This is a genomic window from Pseudomonas sp. WP18, assembly GCF_036689585.1.
Classification (GTDB): Bacteria; Pseudomonadota; Gammaproteobacteria; order Pseudomonadales; family Pseudomonadaceae; genus Aquipseudomonas; species Aquipseudomonas chlororaphis_E.
Genome location: NZ_CP144758.1, coordinates 4,719,078 through 4,739,146, shown reverse-complemented (window position 1 = coordinate 4,739,146; position 20,069 = coordinate 4,719,078). Strand labels below are relative to the sequence as shown.

Here is a 20,069-nt window from a genome sequence, read left to right as displayed (position 1 = left end):
CTGTCTCTCTATTATTCGCCGCCTTTGCAAGTTCAAGCACAGATCGTCGGGCACGGCGAACCTACTCTTTGACAGTTTACTTTTGCGGTGTCTGATGAAAGCTAAGAACTCCTTCGTATTGAGCCCATTATCGATATCTTTGAAGTGGGTAGCCCTCCTGCCATTGTTGATGGGCAGCACGCCTTTGCTGGCGCGGATCATCGACAACGACACGTTGGCGATCGACGGCAGCGTCGCCACCGATAACTACCTGCTCAGAAACAATGCCAGCCTGACGGCCAACGGTGCGACGACGAATCAGATTCGGGCTGAGCGCGGATCGTCCCTGACGCTCAACGGCTCGGTCGTGACCTCGGGTACCAGCAGCATCGGCATCGACTTGCTCGACAGCAACGCAACCATCCAAGGCAGCAACATCACCGGCACTGGCACCGGGCTGTCGTTGGGCAACGCGACGGGCAGTCTGCAAGGGTCCGCAGCCACCGTCACGGGCAGCACTATTTCCGGCGGTAATGTGGGGGCATTGGTCGGTGGGTTGAGTCAGTTGGACCTGAACCAAACCGTGCTGACGGGCACCAACGCGAACAGTTTTGGGCTGCAACTGGCCAATGGCCGGGTATCGGCCACCGCCAGTACGATTCGTGGTGGGCTCAATGGCATTGTGATGACCACGGACCAGAACGTATCGACCCCCGGGCGGCTGGTGCTCGATGGCACGACGGTCCAGGGCCAGACCGGTTCAGCGATCGTTGTCAATGATTTTGGCCTGCCGGCCACGACGGCCGACATTCATGTCGGCAACGGTTCGACCCTGATCGGTGGCAACGGCAGAATCCTGGAAGTCAAAGGCTCCTCGACCGCCAACATGACCGTCGACAACAGTCAGTTGGTCGGTGATGTCGTCGCTGACGGCGGGGCCACGGCCAATGTCACTCTGCAAAACCAGGCAACCCTGACCGGCCGGCTGGAGAATGTCGCTAACCTGGCAATCAATAGCCAGGCCCAATGGAACATGGTTGATAACGGCGCCGTGGGCAATCTGTCCATGGATGGCGGGTCGATCAAGTTCGGCAGCCCGACCGAGTTCTATAAACTGTCGGTCGGTGATCTGTCGGGCAACGGCACGTTCATCATGGATGCCAACTTCGCCACCGGCCAGGTCGATACGCTTGAGGTCACCGGTACGGCCACCGGCAACCACACGGTGCTAATGGGCAGCAGTGGCGCCGACCCGACCGGAGCGGGCGCCATACCGGTTATCCATATTGCCGCCGGTGATGCCCAGTTCTCCATGCTGAACGGGCCGGTGGATCTGGGCGCCTATTCCTACGACCTGATCAAACAGGGCGACAATGACTGGTACCTGGACATTGCCTCGCGGATCATCAGCCCTGGCACTCGGTCGGTGCTGGCGCTGTTCAACACCGCGCCGACGGTCTGGTATGGCGAGCTCAGCACGTTGCGCAGTCGCATGGGTGAAGTACGCAGGGATGCCAACAAGGCGGGTGGCTGGGTGCGTGCCTATGGCAACAAGTTCGATGTCAGCGCCAGCTCCGGCGTGGGCTATCAGCAGACCCAACAGGGGCTGTCGTTCGGTGCAGATGCGCCGTTGCCGATGGGGGACGGACAGTGGCTGGTCGGCTTGTTGGGCGGCTACAGCAAATCCGACCTGGATTTGAGCCGTGGCACCAGCGGTACGGTCGATAGTTATTACCTGGGCGCCTACACCACCTGGCTGGATGACGAAAGCGGCTACTACTTTGACGGCGTGATCAAGTTCAACCGCTTCCAGAATGAATCCAAGGTGCAGCTGAGCGACGGCAAGAAAACCAAGGGCAACTATGACAACCATGGCGTCGGTGGGTCCCTGGAGTTCGGCCGGCACATTGCCCTGGCCGACGATTATTTCGTCGAACCTTATACCCAACTCTCGGGCGTGATTATCCAGGGCAAGGATTATGACCTGGATAACGGTCTGTCCGCTGAAGGTGACCGCGCTCATTCGCTGCTCGGCAAATTGGGGGCAACAGCCGGACGCAATTTCAATCTGGGCGAAGGCAAGGTGGTGCAGCCGTATGTGCGTGTCGCCTATGCCCATGAGTTCGCCAACAACAACGAAGTCAGGGTCAACGATAACAAGTTCAACAACGACTTGTCGGGATCTCGGGGCGAGCTGGGCGCGGGCGTGTCCATGACGCTGACCGACAAGGTCTCGATGCACGCGGATCTGGACTACAGCAACGGTGACAAGATCGAACAGCCGTGGGGTGTCAATTTTGGTGTTCGTTACAACTGGTGATCTGAGCGCTCACGAGGGGAGGGCCTCAGGGGCCGCCCGCGTGGTTTGTAAGTGCGGTCATGAGGGCCAGACGTGAATGGGTGAGAACTGAATTTCATATTTCAACGCCCGCCGGCCAGGCCGACCACGCTAATGAGCCGGCTCGCTTTTTAGTGAGGCAACAGCCATGTCGAGTTCCAGAGACCAGCAGCGTTTCAATGAACCTAAAGTGGACCTCTCTCCGCCCGATATCATCGGAGTGCTCGACCCGGCTCCCGGTGGTGAAGAGAACCTGCTGCGCAAGGACGCCTGGCTGTTGCCGCTACGGGTTGAGTTCGACCTATGGAGTGACGCCGCTCAAGAACCCGGGATGACCGATACCGTTCGGTTGTTTTGGAGAGGGGCTAAGGTCGACGAAAAATTCCTGCAGGGCCCGGTCCAGGAGGCGGACCTCTGGTTGAGGGTGCCTGTCACCGAGCTGGATGAGGGCGTCCATTCCTTGTACTACCAAGTGTTGCCCTGGAATGGTTCGGTACCTCGTGAATGCGTCCCGGTGAACGTCACCATCGATAAAACCCCTCCCATACTGGCTGCCGACAGCGAACTGGTTTTCCCCTCTGAAGTCCTGCCTCCCAACAAGCTCACCGCCCATTACCTCGAATTGAACAACGACGAGGTGCGGGTCGATCTGCCAGCCTACACAATCCCGCGACCCTGGGACCGGATCACCTGGTACTGGGGCACCACCCCGGGCACCCAGGATCAGGCCGGCGTCATCGAGCTGGATGACCGGAATTTTTCCGACCCGGTGGTCGTCACGATCCCGGGCGACTTGATCCGGGACAGGGGAGAGGGCTGGCGCTACGTGTGGTATCAGGTGCAGGACCGTGCGGGTAACCTGAGCTTGCGTTCCGAGCCGGTCGAGTTGGATGTTTCCGCGACGCCTGTGCCGCGAGTGTTGCCGTGGCCTGCCGTCGAAGGTGCCGTGGGGGCCGGGCAGCAACAGACACTGGACCCGTTGGTGCCGCTTAACGGCGTGGTCATTGTGCAGGTCCCGCCAGAGGCGGTGATCTACCCTGGCGAAAAAGTCTGGGTGCAGTGGGGCGAACCGGGGACCCTGGGCGCGACCCGGGTGGAGCAGCCTGTCAGTTCCGGTTCACGTCGTTATCAGGTCGACATGCCGTACCTGGCCGCCCATATCGGCAGGGCGTTACCGGTGTCCTATGGGGTGATTGACGCCAGGGAGCAGGAACACCTGTCCGCAATACGTCAGTTGCAAGTGCAAACCCTTCCCAGCCAGCGACTCGAGGCCGTCCAGTGCGACGGCCTTTCCGGTGGCAACCTGAGCTACACCTCAGTGGCGCCTGAAGGCGCTCGATTGACACTGAAGAAATGGCCGCTTATCACCACGGATCATTGGGTCCTGATCACGATGACCGGCGTCAGCACGACAGGCCAGGACTCGTCGTTCGAAGCGGTGAGAAAACGCCCGGTGACGACGCAGGAGCTGGTTGCCGGGATTGGTTTCAGCACGGATGTCAGGGTGTCCAAGGTCTTCTTGAACACCCTGCAGCGCAACAGGCCGTTAACCGGAAAGGTTTATGTGAGTTTCGATGGCGGGCAGACATGGCCGCCGTTGGCGGCGCCTAATTTTCCGTTGTTGCAGTTGACGTTGGTGGGGTGAGGAACGCTAAGAGCGCCTCTCTATTCAAGGTAAGCCATTGGAAATAAGGTGGGGTGGAAAATCGTGATGGCTTTCGTCTATCAATACTGTGAGGTAGTTGCCACCAAGTATGTGATTGTTTTTATCGCATACTTGGTGGGCTGCGCTAGTTTTGATTCAGTTAAATAGAGCTCTTCTAAAATAACCGTCAGTGGTAACGACCCCTCTTAGTGCTTGCTTTCTGCGTATTGAGTTTTCGGGTGTTAAGTTTCGATTGGATACCTCTAGTGCTGGTGGACCTGGAACATAATCGCTAGAAGCGGTCGAAGGCCTACGGTTAGGGCCTTCTTCCATCGGCGGTAGGTAGAGACCACGTTGGGCGTTATTTAAATCGATTGGCTCATTATCAGAAGCTTGGGGAGTGGGCTTCGTATTACGGATGTTATTATGTGGCTGGCCCGAAGTAGCGCCTCTACTAGTAGGCGCATCATACTTGGGGCGGGGAATATGGAAGGATCTAGAACTGCCGCTACTTGAACTGCTTGATCTAGGTGAGGGCGAGGGCGTGGGAGAACCTTTGGCAGCGCCTGGCCGGGTAAAGTAAGCCCCACCACTTATAAGCCCACCCACAGCGGTTAATATTATACCAATTGTACTCATCGCCTCGTTGCCTGTTTCAGTTCCCCATACAGTTAGTGCTGCGCCTACCGCAACTATGGCGAAACCGACCACTGCTAATGCTGTTCCCCCGGTAACAATAATTGCTGCCACCGCGCCAACCAAGGCGATCGCTGCAAAGGCGTAAGTGGCTATTTTCCCCCAGATGGATTGCTTGGGCTGTTCAATCGGGTCGATATAATCCGGATTATCCGGACGACCCCCTCTGATTCTATGCCCGGTCGGATCACGGAACGCAATTGGATTCCCCAGGCAATACGCATAGGGATTGACCCCGCCCGAGCCGAACGGGCTGAACGAATCCGGGCTGTGGAAACGCATCAGGTTGGGGTTGTAGACCCGGTAACCGCGTCCCAGCAGGTACCAGTCGTTGTCTTCGCACACCTCGCTGTTGAATGCCAGCAGACTTTGCAAGACATCATCGCTGCTGCGGATACCGTAGGCGGTGTAGACGGCTGCGCGCATCCCTGTTTCCGAGCATTCGCTAATGACGTTAGGGCTGGCATCGGTCATCAACAAGACGGCTTGGTCATGATCATCGATGGATTGCTGGCCGAGAGGGCGCTCGTCGTGGAACAGGTATTGGGTGCCGGTGCCGTTTTGCAGGGTGTGGCTCAGGGTATAGCCCTGGTAAAACCTCAAGGTTTCCTGTTCATCGCCCCGGCGAACGCCGACCAGATGGTTGTGCCCGTCATAGCGATAACTCAGGAGGGTTTGCCCTTGGGCATCCTTGACCGCTATCAGGCGTCCATGGTTGTCGTGGATCAACTGTCGATTCTGGTCGTCGTTGAGCATATGACCATTGGCGTCGTAGCTGAATTCCAGGAGTGCAGGATAGCCGCCGCTGGTGTAGGTATGGGTGATGCGCTCCAACTGACAAGGATCATCGGCATAAGTGAACACCGCCATGTCGCTAAGGCCATCAGCGAATTGCGTGGTCACGCGCTGGATATTATCCAGCTCATCGAACCTGAACAGCTGGCCGATAATGCTGTTGCCATAGGCATCCTTGGGCAGGACGCTGCCCGTGCACGTGTGCTGGACGAGCCGGTTTCGTGAATCATAGACAAATGCTTCGTGGAGCAGGCTTTGGCCGTCCAGGAATACTTGGCGGTTTTTGAGTTGATTGTCGTCTTGCCAGGTCTGGGTAATGACTCGCGCAGGCTGATTGTCGAGTCGCAGTGTTCGCTCGATCTCCCGTCCGTGGGTGTCGTATTCCACGTCGGCGGTCAGTGTCGAGTGCGGACTGCGCGTCGTGGTGCGGCACAGGCGGCCGAGTGTGTCGTAGTCGAAGTCGCCTTGCAGCGCACCTTGAACGACCGTTTTGGCCCGCCCGGCGGCGTCGTAGGTATACAGCGTATCCAGGCCATTTGTGTGGCTTCGATGGATCTGACGCCCATGGAGGGAGGTTCGGTAAATGGTTTCCATCCGTGTGCCGTCGGTGTCGGTCCAGTTTTCATACTCCAACTCACCGGTGTCGTTGTAGCGATATTCGCGCTGGCCATGGGTGTTTTGTGTACGGATGATCGCGCCGGTCTTGAGGTCATAGACATAGGTCGCCGACTCATCCTTGGAGGTGGTAATCGCTAAAGGCTGTTGGGTCAGTTCGGGCTTGTATTCGTAATCGAAAACTTCATTCGCCGGTGTGATCCGCTGACGGGGCTGCATCTGGCTGCCGGTGTAGCGAAACGTTTCGATTCGCGGATTGCCCATCGAGCCGACATGGCGTTCAGTGAGGCGTTGCAAACTATCGAATGACTGCACCCCCATCACCACCTCCGGCTTGGCGCTGGGTTTTACCCGCAGGCTGGTGGTTTGCTCGTCAACGCTGTGCGCGGCGAACGTCCGGCTGAAGGCCGTGTTGTCAGGAAGGGTGGTGGTTTTCACCCGGTCATAGGCATCGTAGGTAAAGCGTGTCGTACGTTCCTCTCCATCATGCAGCTCTTTTTGTTGGACGCAATTGCTCTTGCCGTCGTAGGCGTATTCGACCGCGCCTACGACCGGCAGCCCCGTCGTTTCAAGCAATTGACGCAGATGCTCTGTGACCGGGCGCTCGGGGTTTGCGTTGCATCGTTCGATCAGCGGCTGCGCGTCGAATCGCTGGGTGCGGTCGGGCTTGCCGAATACGTTGTACTCGCTGGAACTCAGGTTGCTGATGATCATCGTCGATTCTGTCGCCGGTGTTTCCAGCCAGTGGTGTTCGATCGTCCCTTTGCTACTGAACGGCGACCAGAGGCGGCACCTCACGACACCATCGGCCATGGTCACCCGGTGGGCGAAACCCCACGCATCGTATTCAAAGCCCTGGCGTAGGGGCATGGGGTTGTCTTCCAGCCAGTCGTAGTTGACCTCTTCAATCAGGTTGTCGAGCTTGTCGTAAGCAGCGGCAAAGATCTGGCGCGGCAATTTTGCCTTCTCGGCGCGTTCCTGATAAACCATGCGTCCCAGACCATCGAAGCGGCTGCGGGTCGTAACGCCTTTGACGTCGGTCACGCTCTGCGAGGACTTTTGCCCGTCGGCATTGACCAACGTATAGGTGAAGCTGCGTTCGGCTTGTGCGTCGGTTGACCCTGGCGAGACCGTTTCCTTGATCACCCGGCCCAGCGCATCGTACTCGCGAAGCAGCTGCACGCCATCGAGGTCACCGGACAGCAGGGTTTCGCCGGTGATCAGTGAATCCTGCCGGGACAGCATTTTTTCGAGGCCGTCAAAACCGGTGAACAGTTCGCGGGTCTCCAACACCGTCTCGCCGGCCAGTACGCTGCTGAGCTTGTCATACTCATAGCGCTGCGTACTGGTGGTGCCATTGAGGGTGGTTTGCTGGCTGAGCAGGCGGCTATGCAGAAACGCGTCATCCGGCAGCTCGTGGTAAATGAGCACCGTCTGTTGCAAGGTGGTTTCGCTGGTACCGTCGATTTGCACCAGGGTTTCGCTGTCAACCGCTAGCCAATTGTCCACTTCGCTGTTGGCCAGCGGAGCGTGATCGTCATAACGCAACCGAGTCTGCAACGTCGGCGCGCCGGACTCGCCCTGGGGAGAGGGGAAAACGGTGGTGTCTTTGAGGTTGCGGGTAAAACGGTCCGGCGGGCAACCGTCTTCCCCGTTTTTCGAGTAATAGGTGTAGACAGTCTTGATGCCGCTGGGCTCGACCTGCTCGGTCTGGTTGCCGTTTTCATCGTAGGCACTGAGGGCGGTTTCGGCGCGGTACTGGCTTGCGTCATTGTCCAGCTCCCAACTGGTGGTGACAGCCTTGGGCATCTGGAACTGCGGCACCTGGCGCTCGAACGCCACGTCCTCGGCGTAATACTGGGTCGCAACACGCATGACGCAATGTTCCTGCGTGGTTTTTTCTTCAGTCAGCAAGTGGAAGCGGTTGTAGGTGCGTTCCACCCGGCGCGCCGAGTGGCCGCCGACCATTAAGCTGGCGGTGCTGCCGTATTCATAGCGCGCGCTCAGCTTGTACAGCGGATCCATGCCCTCTTCCCAACTGACGGTTTCACCGGCGCCGAGAAAGTTATGGCTGGTGTAGCTGAACATGATCTCGATCATTGTGTCATCAGCGTTATCCTGGCCAAAGTCAGGGTAGCTACGATGACGGGTCACCCGTGGCAGGTTGGGCCGCACGACGCCTCCGGGGTAGGGGTGCCCTGTGTCGGCGTACTCGATGGTTTCACGGCCGCCGACCGGAGTCTTGACCTCGTGCAGGCAGAGGATATTGCGAATCGGCCCGTTGCCGTAGCCAAAGCGCCAGGAGCCCTTGTCGGGGGTGGGCAGGATAATTTCGGTGACCCAGCCGCTGGCATTGAGCTTCATTTCATAGCGCGCCAGCGCCGCGCCGCCGGGGCCGGCGTCGGGGCGCACGAGGATCTCCACCCATTCATTGCCGCCGTGACGATTGATGCGCAGCAGTTCGCCCTGGGCGTCGCTGATGCTCTGCAGGCGCTGGCCACCGCGGAACAACACGTAGGCCAGGGTCAGGCTGTGGCCGGTGGGCGCGGTGATACTCACGGGCAAGGCCACCCGGTCGTTCTGGCTGCCACCGACCTGCAGGTGTTCGACCATGCCCGACTTGTGCAGGATGCGATAGCGTTCGTTGCCGAGGTTTTCGAAGTGGAAGGTGTCGAGTTTCTTCTCGCGAATGTCGGGAGTCGTCCCGCTGCCGGTGACCTTGAAGGTTTCGCCGGTGCTCAGGGCGAGGATGCCGTCATGGGGCGTGAATTGGGTCAGGTTGAGGTTCCAGCCGACCCCAAAGCCGGAGTCCAGGGTGTTGATTGGGTTGAAGGCCAGGCTCAATGGAAAGGCCGGGCCATTTAGCCAATTGTTCTTGACCTCGGGCAAGTCGATGGACACGGTGTACTGGCCGGTGCGCGGGTCAACGCCGCCCTGTACAAAACTCATGAAACCGAACGCCTGGGAGTTCACGGCTTTTGATGTGGTCATGGTCCGTTTCTCAACTATTAAGAGTCAATGCTTGAACATGATTTAAGATTTAAGGTGAAGGAGGTGCGGCCGATGTTTTGACTTGGACACAAGAAACTTTATCGCGGAATTCGGTTTTTATATTCAGGTCGACCATTTGCAGGGCGGGTTCGATGATCTCGCTTTTTTGAAAGGTGGTCAGGTATTCAATGGCAATAATGGTAGTGTTAGACTGCTTTTTTTTGGTTTTCAATAATACCCAGGAAGAGTTATCCAATAGTGCACATGAGACGTTGTCGGTCAGAAGAATAGTGGTGGCCGACGGTACTTCTGCCAGTTCGATTGTACGCGCCCTATCGCTCCAATCCTTGCACGGCTGTCCACTAAGAAAGCTGTAGGTCTTGGTTTCGCCAGGCCCCGGTACGGGTAAGGAACAAATCGCATTGTCCTTGTCCCTCAATATGATTTCTGAAAAGGCCGCGGTCGAATAGATCAGTTGACTGCCTAATAATAAACCGGCAGCCATTATTTTGATGTGGTTCATGATTGACATGTCCATATCGATAGAGAAGGAAAGTGCACAAGCAACATTAGCCTCAACGGTATCACCTCGAAGTTGATCTGAAACCTAACAGTTCTGTTAGTGGACAGTGTCGCGCCTGGAAATCTAGAGTGTGGTCTCCAATGTCCTGGAGGTTGAGCCGCCGCCAAGGGCCGCATAAAGCGTCCGGTTACCCAGTCCAATCAAGGCGAGGGCGGTGTGGCCGAGGTGGTGATATGGATGCAGGAAACCTTGTCCCTGAATTCGTTTTTTATTTGCAGGTCGATCATCTGCAAGCCTGGTTCTATGATCTGGTTCTTTTGAAAGGTCGTCAGGTATTCAATGGCAATGATGGTCGAGTTGGTCTGCTTTTTTGTGGTTTTCATGACCAGCCATGAATTGCTGGAGTATCGCCCGCAATCGCCTGATTCACTCATGATAATGGTCGTGGCAGAAGGGACGTTCGTCAGTTGAATGGAGCGGGCTCTATCGTTCCATCTCTCGCATTGCAGTGGCGCGTTGACAAAACTGTAGGCTTTAGTGTTACCAGGTTCCGGCACGGGTAAAGAGCAAATAGCGTTTTCGTTATCCCTCAATATAATTGTGCCCGTCGTTGAAAAGGCGGCGGCTGAATAAAGCAGTTGGCTGCCTAGCAATAAGCCGACAGCGATCGCTTTGATAGAAGGCATAGCACGTTCCATATCAATCATGAAAGAAGGCGGCACAACAGTAATTAGCCTCACGTTAACACTTTCATGGTGATCTGGAACCTAGCAGTTCTGTTAGTGGACAGTGTCTCGCCTGGAAACCTAGAGTGTGATCTCCGATGTCCTGTTGCACTCGAATTTTCGAGGACTATCAAATGGCGGATGTGAACCCTCGCCCGGAAATACCGGCGTTACAACCGGGTGATTGGATCGATCTGGAGCACATGCGCGGCGCTCCGCTGCTCAGCTATATCAAGTTTCCCGGCATGGGCATCGGCGACACGCTTTGGCTGAACTGGCAAGGGTGCGGCGCCCAGGGCGAAGCGGTCGATCTCATTGATTTTCGAGTGCAGGTGAGTAGCGAGGGTGGGTACACCCCGGAGCGGGGCATGCCGGTGAATCTGCCCAATGAGCTGCTTCAACGCCTGGACCAGGGATGGGTGCTCTATTCCTATGCCGTGGGTTCGCTGGATGCCCCCAACGACCCCAATGCAAAGGGGCCGGAATCGCTTCGCGTATTCTGCTACGTGGGAAGGCACCCTGAAGCCGTCAACAAGCTTCCCGTCCCGCACATAAAGGAATCTCATGACCGTTCGATAGACGCTGCGACCATCGGTTCGTCAGGTGCCATCGCGGTGATACCGCCTTACCAGGCCATGAGTGTCGGGGATACCGTGACCTTCCGTTGGCAAGGCTACTTTGCAGACAGCCCGGAACCCGTGCACGAGGACACCAGGGCAATCAGGGCCGAGCACGTGCGCCAGCCATTGACGTTTACCGTGCCCTTTATCGAAATTATCGGCATCGCGGGTGACTACGCCGATGTCAGTTACCGCGTCGAGTACGCTGGGCAGTCTGCGCCTGCCCGGTACAGCGAGTCGCAACAGCAGCGAATCGATATCGTGGCGCCCGGCTCCGCCTTGTTGCCCGCCATTACCGTCAAGGACTACACCGGTGGCCCGATCAACCCCGGGCACTATCCCGACGGTCTGACGCTGCTGGTCGAACCGGTCTATCCGGACATCCAGGAAGACGACTGGGTGGTGCTGTACTGGACGGGAAGCGAATCGGCCAAGAGTGTCACTCAAGCGCTACGGGTCGATCCCTCGATCGTGGACAGCACACGCATCGAATTTCACATCGAGCCTCAATGGCTGGCAGCCAACAGCAATGGCCAGGTGAAGGTGCTTTACCAGTACGCGCGAGCCGGCACGGCCCAAACGGCCGAACCCCTGGTGCTGGAGATCAGCAAGCCTCTGCATTTGCCGGCTCCGAGTGTCGAGGGCGCCACCGCGAATGGGGAAAACCAGGGCACATGGCCGGCAAGCACCAACGGCACTTTCGTCACCGTGCCCGACACGGCGGAAATCGGCTCGGGCACGGTGGAAGTGCATTGGCAGGGTCACCCCAATGGGGGGCGATACGTTACAACGACACCTGTCTCGGGCAGGTGTTTTCAGATTCCCTCCACCGCCATTGCGGCCAATATGTCGACGGTCGCGCAAGGTCGTTACTTTCCAGTGTTCTATCGAGTGAACGGCGAGGACTCCGTCCATTTCAACCTGCTCGTCACGCCGCTGGACGCCAACCGCTACCCCTCGACGAGCTCCGTGCATATTACGGGCAACCAGATGTCTCGGAGCAACGTCCCCTTCAGCGGGGCCGATCTGGTCATTGAGTCCTCGGGCTACGACGCCTGGCCCTTCATGGCCGAGGGGCAACTGTTGACGATGGAAGCCGCGGGTATCAGCGATGCCGGCCCGGTCGTATTGCCGGTGCGTAACGCCCTGCCTGTGTCAGAGGCCGAATTCAGAAACAAGAAAATTACGGAAAAGTTACCGAAAAGCTTTTTGGAAATCTTACAGCTCAATGAACAGTTTTCATTAAAAGCACGTGTCAGTTTTGACGGCGGTGAAACGTTCACGGTCTTTAGAGATACCACGGCGACGCTGGTTAGATAAATCGAACTGCCGTTGCCGATCCGCTTTAGTGAGAGAGGGACTTATCATGGACAACAATTCCGTCGATACCTTGTTGGACTGGCTCAAGGAAAAACCCCGGACATTAGGTTGGGGGGCAATTCTGGCGTATGGGCGTAGTGAAACCAACAAGGTGTTGTTGCAGGAATACATCACCCGGTTCAGTTCCGGCGACTTCATGCAGCCCATCACTGAAGAGATTCGCGACAATATGACGCCGACCCATAAGGATTTTCTGCATAACTATCAAATGGACGCACCGCGACTTTCATTTGCCGGTTCCAAACTGCAGAAGTCTTCGGCCAAGTTGACGATGAAAGAAGTCGGCGGCACCCACTTGTCTTTCAGCAAGCAGGAGGGCGCACAGCAATGGTCGCTTACCCGGGTGTCCGAAAAGGATGTACTGGATGGGCCGGGGTTGAAGTTCGACATCGATCTCATGACGAGCACCGGCTCGGTCACTTCGGCGGGGCGGGTGGAACTGGACATTTCGAATGGCAGCGATTATCGCTTGATCGATATGCCGTCCGAGCATTTGCAGCGGGTAGCGGGGGAACGCTTCCAAGACCATTTCAAGGGGTTGCCGCAAGCGCAGAGAGTATTCGTGTTGAACGATTTGAGGTTCGAACCGGATCAGTTTCTGAAACCTTCGAAGTTTCATATCCGCACCCGTAGCAAGAAGGAGTCGGGGGTCAGCTTATTGGCTGACGAAGATGAAGGCGAGGGCGAGGTATTGCTGTTCGTCGCCATGGAAGGCGATGGGAATGGCACCGTGCCTATCGATAATGCGGACCTGAGGTATTTGTTGCCGGAGGGGCACTCGGCTACGGTGCTTTTGGGAAGCGAAATGTTGTTTAAAAGAATTATCGCTGAAGGCGTCAGGCGGACGCACACGTTGGAAGACGCCTTTCGTGCAGAGTTTGAAACCGTAAACGGTTTCACTGAGATGATCGGTTTTGGGGGGAAAGGGAAATACGCTGAACATTTTTACGACGGTACGCCTACAGCTGATCGCTATATTAAATTTATCCAGGTGGTGTCCTTGATTACCAATTTCTCCGATCACGGGGGAGGGCCGCAGCCAGGTCTTGCTTCGTTTCGTGTCCGTCGTGAGGCTGGAGAAATTGTATTGGATTGGCGAGGGACCAAAGAGCAATCATGCATTATTTTCTATAGTACCTTTCCACCCACTATCAGTGGGAATCTGGGGTCTGCATGGGAGTGTGTTTGGCGATTTAAATATAAGCTGGAGCCGCAAACCGGAAGGATAATGTTGGCGGTTGATGAAAGCAATGAGCTGTTTAAGGTCGATGTAAGTGTTGGGACCTATCAAGATCAGCCGCTTTTAATCCAAGACTTTCCGCGGATCAAGGCAAGTTTCGAGGGGATGATTGCTCCGTTTCTACGGCAGACGATTGAAACGTTTATAAGCCCGACGACAGAAATTAATGTCTTCACGCTTAATAGCTTGTTGTTCCGCAACGAAGACGCCGTCCGGTTCGACAGTGTTCATTGCCCTGGCGACATGGCAGCTTTCGGCCACGTCGGCCCCAGACAATCGGCCTTCAGCATCACTGAGCTGGAGCCCATCATCCCTCATACGGTTGCACACACGTTCACCACTGAGCCGCGTCGAAACGATTTGACGTGGTCGGTGCGCAACATTCTCGGTGAGACTGTTCCCAAGGGAACGATCACCAACACGGGCGTGTATACCCCGCCTACCGCCGCTGAAATCCAGCGCAGTTCCGTACGGGTGGTGGTCACCGCGACTGACGGCACCCACACCAGCTCGGCGCTGGTGAGCGTCACGAAACGCAGCTTGTCGGTGAACCCACTGATCATGATCGCCACGGCCGGTGATTCCCTGGGCCACGACGTCTCGGCCGGTGCTGTGGATGGCGGGCGGTTGGATTGGAGCATCCAGGATCCGGCCTCGGGGGCCGAGGTGCGGCCGAACCCCGCCGAGGGCAAGGACCACAGCTATGTGCCCGGGCCCGCCATTAGCCAGTCATCACCCACCGTCGATACGATCGTGGTCACCAACCCACGGACCCGGGTTAGCGAGACGACCAGTGTACTGGTCATGCACCGGCCGGCAATGCTTCAGGTGGTGATCAATGAGGCGGTCTCCTTGCCGGAGAACCAACTCCAACTGTCGCTCATGGGCATGGATGGCCCGATCAATCCTGGTGATTGGGAGGAGGAATGGCAGGTGCTGCTGGGTAGCGGTTCCGCGCGAATCGATGCCGTGACCGGCGTGCTGACGCTCAACCCTGACGGCCCAGACAAGTTTGTGGTGGTTACCGTTCTGGAACCGCCTCCGAGACCGAACAGCCCTTCGAAGGATGGCTACATCATCTTGCCGTTGCCACTGTTCAGCGTCCCCGAAACAGTCCGGATGCTGCGCGATAACCCATAAATAGCTGGTCGATGCTCAACGAGAGGATTCAGTCATGGACATCAATTCCGTCGATACCTTGCTGGACTGGCTCAAGGAAAAACCCCGGACATTAGGTTGGGGCGCGATTCTGGCGTATGGGCGCAGCGAAACCAACAAGGTCCTGTTGCAGGAATACATCACCCGGTTCAGTACCGGCGACTTCATGCAGCCCATCACCGAAGAGGTACGCGACAGTACCACACCGACCCAGAAGAACTTTCTGCACAATTATCAAATGGACGCACCACGGCTGTCATTTGCCGGTTCCAACCTGCAAAAGTCTGCAGCCAAGTTGACAATGAAAGAAGTGGGCGGCACCCACCTGTCTTTCACCAAGCAAGAAGGTGCCCAACAATGGTCGCTCACCCGGGTGTCCGAAAAAGATGTACTGGATGGGCCTGGGTTGAAGTTCGACATTGATCTCACGGCAAGCGCTGGCTCGGTCACCTCTGCGGGGCGGGTGGAACTGGACATATCCAATGGCAGCAATTACCGCTTGATTGATATGCCCTCCGAGCATTTACAACGGGTGGCGGGCGAACGCTTCAAGAACCATTTCAAGGGGTTGCCGGAAACGCAGAGAGTCTTCGTGTTGAACGAGCTGAGGTTTGAACCGGACCAGTTCTTGAAACCTTCTAAGTTTTATATTCGCACCCATAATAAAAAGGACTCGGGCGTCAGGCTGTTGGCCGACGAAGACGAGGGTGAAGGTGCCGTAGTCGTGTTTGTCGCCATGGAGGGGGAAGAGAATGGCTATGTGCCTATCGATAATGCGGATCTGAAGTATCTATTGCCAGAAGGCCATACTGTGACGGTGTTGCTTGCTTGCGATATGGTCAAAGAAAAAATCATGGTCGATGGTTTGAGAAAGGTTAATCAGCTGCCTGAGTTTGAGTACAGGGATATTGTTCTTAATGATGTGTTTTATGGTATTCGCGGGATGAAGGGTGGGATAAAAGAACCATGGGGGATGGTGAGTAATTCTAGGTTTGATATTGAAATTCCTAATCTTGAAATAAAATTTTATGACGTGTTTGAGCCTTTTCAGTCCTATTTTTCGTTTGTGACGCCCGGTCATCCGTCATGGTTAGGAGGGCCCGGAGAGATAAAATATTGCGGTTTGGCTGTGGTGGGCTCACAAATTCAGACTGACATTGTTTTGCGCAAGTATAAAGGTGTTTCATACAATGTGCCTGCGAACATTTTTTTCGTGTACGGTGGGGGACTGAGTTTTGAGCTTTTGATTAAGGATGGGAGTTTGGTCTTTGAAAGACGGACCGAGATGGTCGGTGCGTACCAATCCATGCTGAGTTCGGGTGAACTGAGAGAGTATTTTACGGATGATGATTGGGCCCTGCTCGAAGAGATTTACCAGAACAAGATGGTCGCTACCTTGGAACCCGCCTATGAGCGTTTTATCTCTAACTTGCCAATCCTCAACGTCTTCACGCTGAACAGCCTGCTTTTTCGTGGCGAAAACTCGATCAGTCTTCAAAGTGCGCATACACCGACCGACTGGGCCTTGTTCGGCCATGTCGGCCCCAATCAATCAGCCTTCAGCATCACCGAGCTGGAGCCCATCATCCCTCATACCGTTCCGCTGCAATTTCGGACCGAGCCGCCGCGCAACGACCTGACCTGGTCAGTGCGAAACATCCTCGGTGAGAACGTGCCCAAGGGCGTCATAACTTCCAGTGGCCTCTACACCCCGCCCACCGCCGCTGAAATCCAGCGCAGTTCCGTCCGGGTGGTCATCACCGCCACCGACGGCAGCCACACCAGCTCGGCGCTGGTGAGCGTCACGAAACGCAGCCTGTCGGTGAACCCGCTGATCATGATCGCCACGGCCGGTGATTCCCTGGGCCACGACGTCTCGGCCGGCGCCGTGGATGGCGGGCGGTTGGACTGGAGCATCCAGGATCCGACTTCGGGGGCCGAGGTGCGGCCGAACCCTGCCGAGGGCAAGGACCACAGCTATGTGCCTGGTCCTGCCATCGGCGATTCATCGCCTACTGTCGATACGATTGTGGTCACCAACCCACGGACCCGGGTGAGCGAGACGACCAGTGTGCTGGTGCTGCACCGGCGGGCGCTTCTTCAAGTAGTGATCAATGAGGCGGTTACTTTGCCGGAGAATCAACTCCAGTTGTCGATCATGGGGGTGAACGGCCCAATCAACCCCGGTGCTTGGAACGAGGAGTGGCAAGTGTTGCTGGGCGGAGGTTCTGCGCGAATTGATGCCGTGACCGGCGTGCTGACGTTGGACCCTGCGGGGCCGGACAGGTTTGTGGTCATCACAGTCCTAGCCCCCCCTCCTAGACCGGAAATGGCTTCGGATGATGGCTACATCATCCTACCGCTGCCGTTATTCACCGTGCCCGAGACGATCCGGATGCTCCGCGCCGATGGCTGAGCCAGTCACCGACCGTTCCTGCTAATTGCTGGAGAATAATGATGTCGAACTCATTGGAAAGTTTGTTGACTCGCATGACGGGGCGCTCCATCACGAATGGATGGGGGGCGATCGTCGCGTTTGGTCGCGAGCAACTCAATCGTTTGCTGGAAACGCAATACCTGACCTGGTTGCACGAGGGGCGTTTCATCCCGCCCATCAGCGGTGTGGCGTACATCGATGATCGAACGGAGTCGATGACGCTGGACGGTTTGCTCCTGGGCAAACCAGTGTTGTCATTCGCCTCGGCATCGTTGAACCAGTCCATGGTGACATTGACCATGAACATCGTCAGCGGCACCTATACCGCCAAGAGTCATCCGGTCGGTGGCGGTGCGGTGCGCTTGTTGTCCAGTTTCACCATCACTGAAGCGATGGGCTACCACATCCAGATGAAGCTCAGCCTCAACCCCATCGTGGGGGAAGTGGATAAGCGCGGGCGGGTGACGCTGGATGTGGCCAGCGACCTGCAAATGACCTGTAACCTGGGCGGCATGACCGGGGTCGATAAGCACCTGGCGGCCTTGATCCAAAGTCGCCTGGCCGTGCTGCCCGAGGACCAGCGAATTTTTGAACTGGGGCTGTTCGATTTCAGTGGGTATAACCCCTTGAGCCCAACCGGCTTCTACATTCGCACACAAAAAGCCCCGGCGTCCGCCAACCCGGAAGATGGCGCGGTCCTGCTGTTCGTTCGGCTGAAGATCCATGACGAAAACGGCGACGGGCTGCCCGTTGAAGGCAGCGATTTCCCTTACCTGATCCCGGACGACAAAGCCGCAGGGAAGCCGCTGTACTCGGCTTCGCTGGTGCTCAACAGTGAGTGGATCGAACTGCTCGACGATGTGCAGCTGGACGTGCTGAAGAACCTGCTTTTTCCAAACGACAATGTGTTCGTCGAAAGTACCAATGGCCGCCATACGCCCCATGATCTCTTGGTGTTGGGCAATATCGAGTCGACCTCCGAAACGGTGACCGTCGAGCCGGCGTTCGTCAGCCTGAAAAGTGGTAGCGGCCCGCAGACGTTTGTCGCGCGTAAGAGCAACGGGTCCAGCGTCAGCGCCCAATGGAGTGTCAGCAATCCCTTGAGCCCATTGTCGGTGGGCGATATCACATCGAGTGGGGTTTATACGCCGCCAAGCCAGACACGCATGGGCAAGGAGCAGCAACCGGTCGTCGTGACCGCGCAATACATGAAAGAGGGCAGGCCGCAAAAGAGTTCAGCCCTGGTACTCAGTGTTTTTGAAAGCATGAACATTTCGCCACGGGTGTCCGTGCGTGGCGTAGGGAGCAACCCAACGCCTGTTGCGCTGACTGTGACGACCCTGGGCACTGGGAGTTTGCGCTGGCCTTCGCTTTCGCCGGACCAAGGCAGGCTGGAGGTCATTGATAACAACCACGCCACCTACACACCGCCTGCCAGCCAGACCGACCCGTTGGCCGTCCAGAGAATCCTGGTCACCGATACACAGACCGGCGAAACGATTGAAGCGAGCATCGTGTTGCTCAGGGCCGTGCACACACTGCCGGTCGAACCGGCCTATGTTGCCGCCATCACCGCCAGCGATCCGATTCAATTGTATGCCGACGTGCACCCTGAGGATGATGTTTTATGGGAGGTGGTCGGTGAGGGGAGTGTGGACGGCAATGGCGTATTCACCCCCCCGGCCCAACCCCGATTCCGGGTCAGTGTGGTGAGGTGTTCCTACCTGGTCAACGGCGTGGCCAGGGCGGCCGGCTTCAGCATCATCCAGCTGTCCCAACAGGTGCAACCGGAACCGCGCTGGCTGGAACTTGCGGAATTTTCAGTTGCGGTCAACAACGGCCTGGACCGTTGTTTCAGCAACGGCTTTCAACAGATACCTGTCATCGTCACCATTGCAACCAGTTCAGTCACCATCGGCGGCCAGGAAGTCTACATTCCAGTGAGCGATGCCGAGCTGGCGACGCTCAGGCTGGTCGATAAATTGACCAACAACACCGTGCCGTTCATTCCGGTAGGCCAGGAAGGCATTGAATATGGCAGCGACATCCCCTGGGCGGTCAGCAAGGCCAGGAATCGTTTCAGGTTCTTTTCGGCCACCGCCGCCAGAACGCAGGCGCTGGCGCCTCCTACACCCAAGAATAATGGCGTGCGTTATCGCGAGCTTTATATCCATGTTGCACGAGAAGGCAGTCATACCTTCTTTGCGCGATTCGATTCGCCCTATGGCACCCATAACTCCACGGACGATAGGGGGGAAAACCATGAGGTGACGGTGCAGGGCATCAGGCCCGCGACTCCCGCGCTGTCGAATTATGAGTTTAAACGTGAGCGCAGGTGGCAGGATAGCGACGGGCATGATGAACCGCCCAGTCAGACAAATCCGGAATGGGATTACTTCGGCTATTACCGTCAATCCGTTGATTACTGGTACCTCAGTTATTTGCGGCGCGGAATCGATCCGATTCTCTTCAGCACGCTGCAGATTGAAAACAATATTTCAACGATACAGTGGGAAAGTGAATTGATCGATGAGACTTACTTTAGCTACACCGGTTACGCCTTCAATCCCGCCAACTTCGAGAATAGCGACAGCCCGGCGCCCGACGGGTTGTCTTTCGATCCTTACTTGTGGGGGATGATGAGGGGCTTGCAGAAGAACCTGAAGACCGCATTCGACGGGGAACGGCCGGCCCAAGGCGAACTGGTGATCAGCCTGCACCGCACGGATGACGTGGAATATTGGTATGACGGACGGGCGGGCGGCGATAAGCGAAAACTGTATCGCCAGAAACTGGACCCCGGCCTCCATCTTGTCCTGCTCGATGAAGAAGGCAATCGACATTCGCTGGCGGTTTCGTTCGAATCACCGACTAATGAAGACAGCCGTAACAAGTTGGTGCTGACACGAAGATGATCGGCCCGAATG

The 20,069-nt window shown here is 56.7% G+C and carries 9 protein-coding genes; 6 read left to right on the top strand and 3 right to left on the bottom strand.

Annotation, left to right across the window (positions count from 1 at the left end; all coding sequences use genetic code 11):
• Nucleotides 1-94: 94 nt before the first annotated feature.
• Nucleotides 95-2,299: an autotransporter outer membrane beta-barrel domain-containing protein gene (locus V5F23_RS20940; RefSeq protein WP_042732427.1), complete on the top strand. Its 2,205-nt coding sequence runs from the start codon at nucleotides 95-97 to the stop codon at nucleotides 2,297-2,299.
• Between the two features lie 166 nt (nucleotides 2,300-2,465).
• A complete protein-coding gene (locus V5F23_RS20935; RefSeq protein WP_212802928.1) occupies nucleotides 2,466-3,962 on the top strand; it encodes a hypothetical protein in 1,497 nt (498 codons plus the stop codon).
• A gap of 156 nt (nucleotides 3,963-4,118) precedes the next feature.
• On the opposite strand, the gene V5F23_RS20930 is transcribed toward V5F23_RS20935, so the two are convergent.
• The 3 genes from V5F23_RS20930 to V5F23_RS20920 form a co-directional block, all read right to left on the bottom strand.
• On the bottom strand, nucleotides 4,119-9,059 hold the full coding sequence (locus V5F23_RS20930) for an RHS repeat-associated core domain-containing protein (protein WP_338496433.1): 4,941 nt from the start codon (nucleotides 9,057-9,059) through the stop codon (nucleotides 4,119-4,121).
• 49 nt (nucleotides 9,060-9,108) lie between these two features.
• Nucleotides 9,109-9,582 carry a hypothetical protein gene (locus V5F23_RS20925; RefSeq protein ID WP_212802926.1) on the bottom strand — a complete coding sequence of 158 codons (474 nt, stop codon included), beginning with the start codon at nucleotides 9,580-9,582 and terminating at the stop codon, nucleotides 9,109-9,111.
• A gap of 200 nt (nucleotides 9,583-9,782) precedes the next feature.
• Nucleotides 9,783-10,268 carry a hypothetical protein gene (locus tag V5F23_RS20920; protein ID WP_123578393.1) on the bottom strand — a complete coding sequence of 162 codons (486 nt, stop codon included), beginning with the start codon at nucleotides 10,266-10,268 and terminating at the stop codon, nucleotides 9,783-9,785.
• Between the two features lie 173 nt (nucleotides 10,269-10,441).
• Between V5F23_RS20920 and V5F23_RS20915 the strand changes: the two genes are divergently transcribed.
• The 4 genes from V5F23_RS20915 to V5F23_RS20900 are packed head-to-tail and all read left to right on the top strand — an operon-like array spanning nucleotide 10,442 to nucleotide 20,057.
• A complete protein-coding gene (locus V5F23_RS20915; RefSeq protein ID WP_338496429.1) occupies nucleotides 10,442-12,247 on the top strand; it encodes a hypothetical protein in 1,806 nt (601 codons plus the stop codon).
• Between the two features lie 46 nt (nucleotides 12,248-12,293).
• Entirely contained in the window at nucleotides 12,294-14,687 is a 2,394-nt protein-coding gene (locus V5F23_RS20910) for a hypothetical protein (protein ID WP_338496426.1), read from the top strand.
• 34 nt (nucleotides 14,688-14,721) lie between these two features.
• Nucleotides 14,722-17,121: a hypothetical protein gene (locus V5F23_RS20905; protein WP_338496424.1), complete on the top strand. Its 2,400-nt coding sequence runs from the start codon at nucleotides 14,722-14,724 to the stop codon at nucleotides 17,119-17,121.
• A 41-nt stretch (nucleotides 17,122-17,162) separates the two neighbouring features.
• On the top strand, nucleotides 17,163-20,057 hold the full coding sequence (locus tag V5F23_RS20900) for a hypothetical protein (protein WP_338496422.1): 2,895 nt from the start codon (nucleotides 17,163-17,165) through the stop codon (nucleotides 20,055-20,057).
• Nucleotides 20,058-20,069 lie beyond the last annotated feature (12 nt).

What these genes read in the sequence shown, in the direction of transcription:
- V5F23_RS20925 (WP_212802926.1), bottom strand. Translation starts at nt 9,582, where the DNA reads ATGAACCACATCAAAATAATGGCTGCCGGTTTATTATTAGGCAGTCAA.
- V5F23_RS20930 (WP_338496433.1), bottom strand. Translation starts at nt 9,059, where the DNA reads ATGACCACATCAAAAGCCGTGAACTCCCAGGCGTTCGGTTTCATGAGT.
- V5F23_RS20920 (WP_123578393.1), bottom strand. Translation starts at nt 10,268, where the DNA reads ATGCCTTCTATCAAAGCGATCGCTGTCGGCTTATTGCTAGGCAGCCAA.
- V5F23_RS20935 (WP_212802928.1), top strand. Translation starts at nt 2,466, where the DNA reads ATGTCGAGTTCCAGAGACCAGCAGCGTTTCAATGAACCTAAAGTGGAC.
- V5F23_RS20910 (WP_338496426.1), top strand. Translation starts at nt 12,294, where the DNA reads ATGGACAACAATTCCGTCGATACCTTGTTGGACTGGCTCAAGGAAAAA.
- V5F23_RS20940 (WP_042732427.1), top strand. Translation starts at nt 95, where the DNA reads ATGAAAGCTAAGAACTCCTTCGTATTGAGCCCATTATCGATATCTTTG.
- V5F23_RS20900 (WP_338496422.1), top strand. Translation starts at nt 17,163, where the DNA reads ATGTCGAACTCATTGGAAAGTTTGTTGACTCGCATGACGGGGCGCTCC.
- V5F23_RS20915 (WP_338496429.1), top strand. Translation starts at nt 10,442, where the DNA reads ATGGCGGATGTGAACCCTCGCCCGGAAATACCGGCGTTACAACCGGGT.
- V5F23_RS20905 (WP_338496424.1), top strand. Translation starts at nt 14,722, where the DNA reads ATGGACATCAATTCCGTCGATACCTTGCTGGACTGGCTCAAGGAAAAA.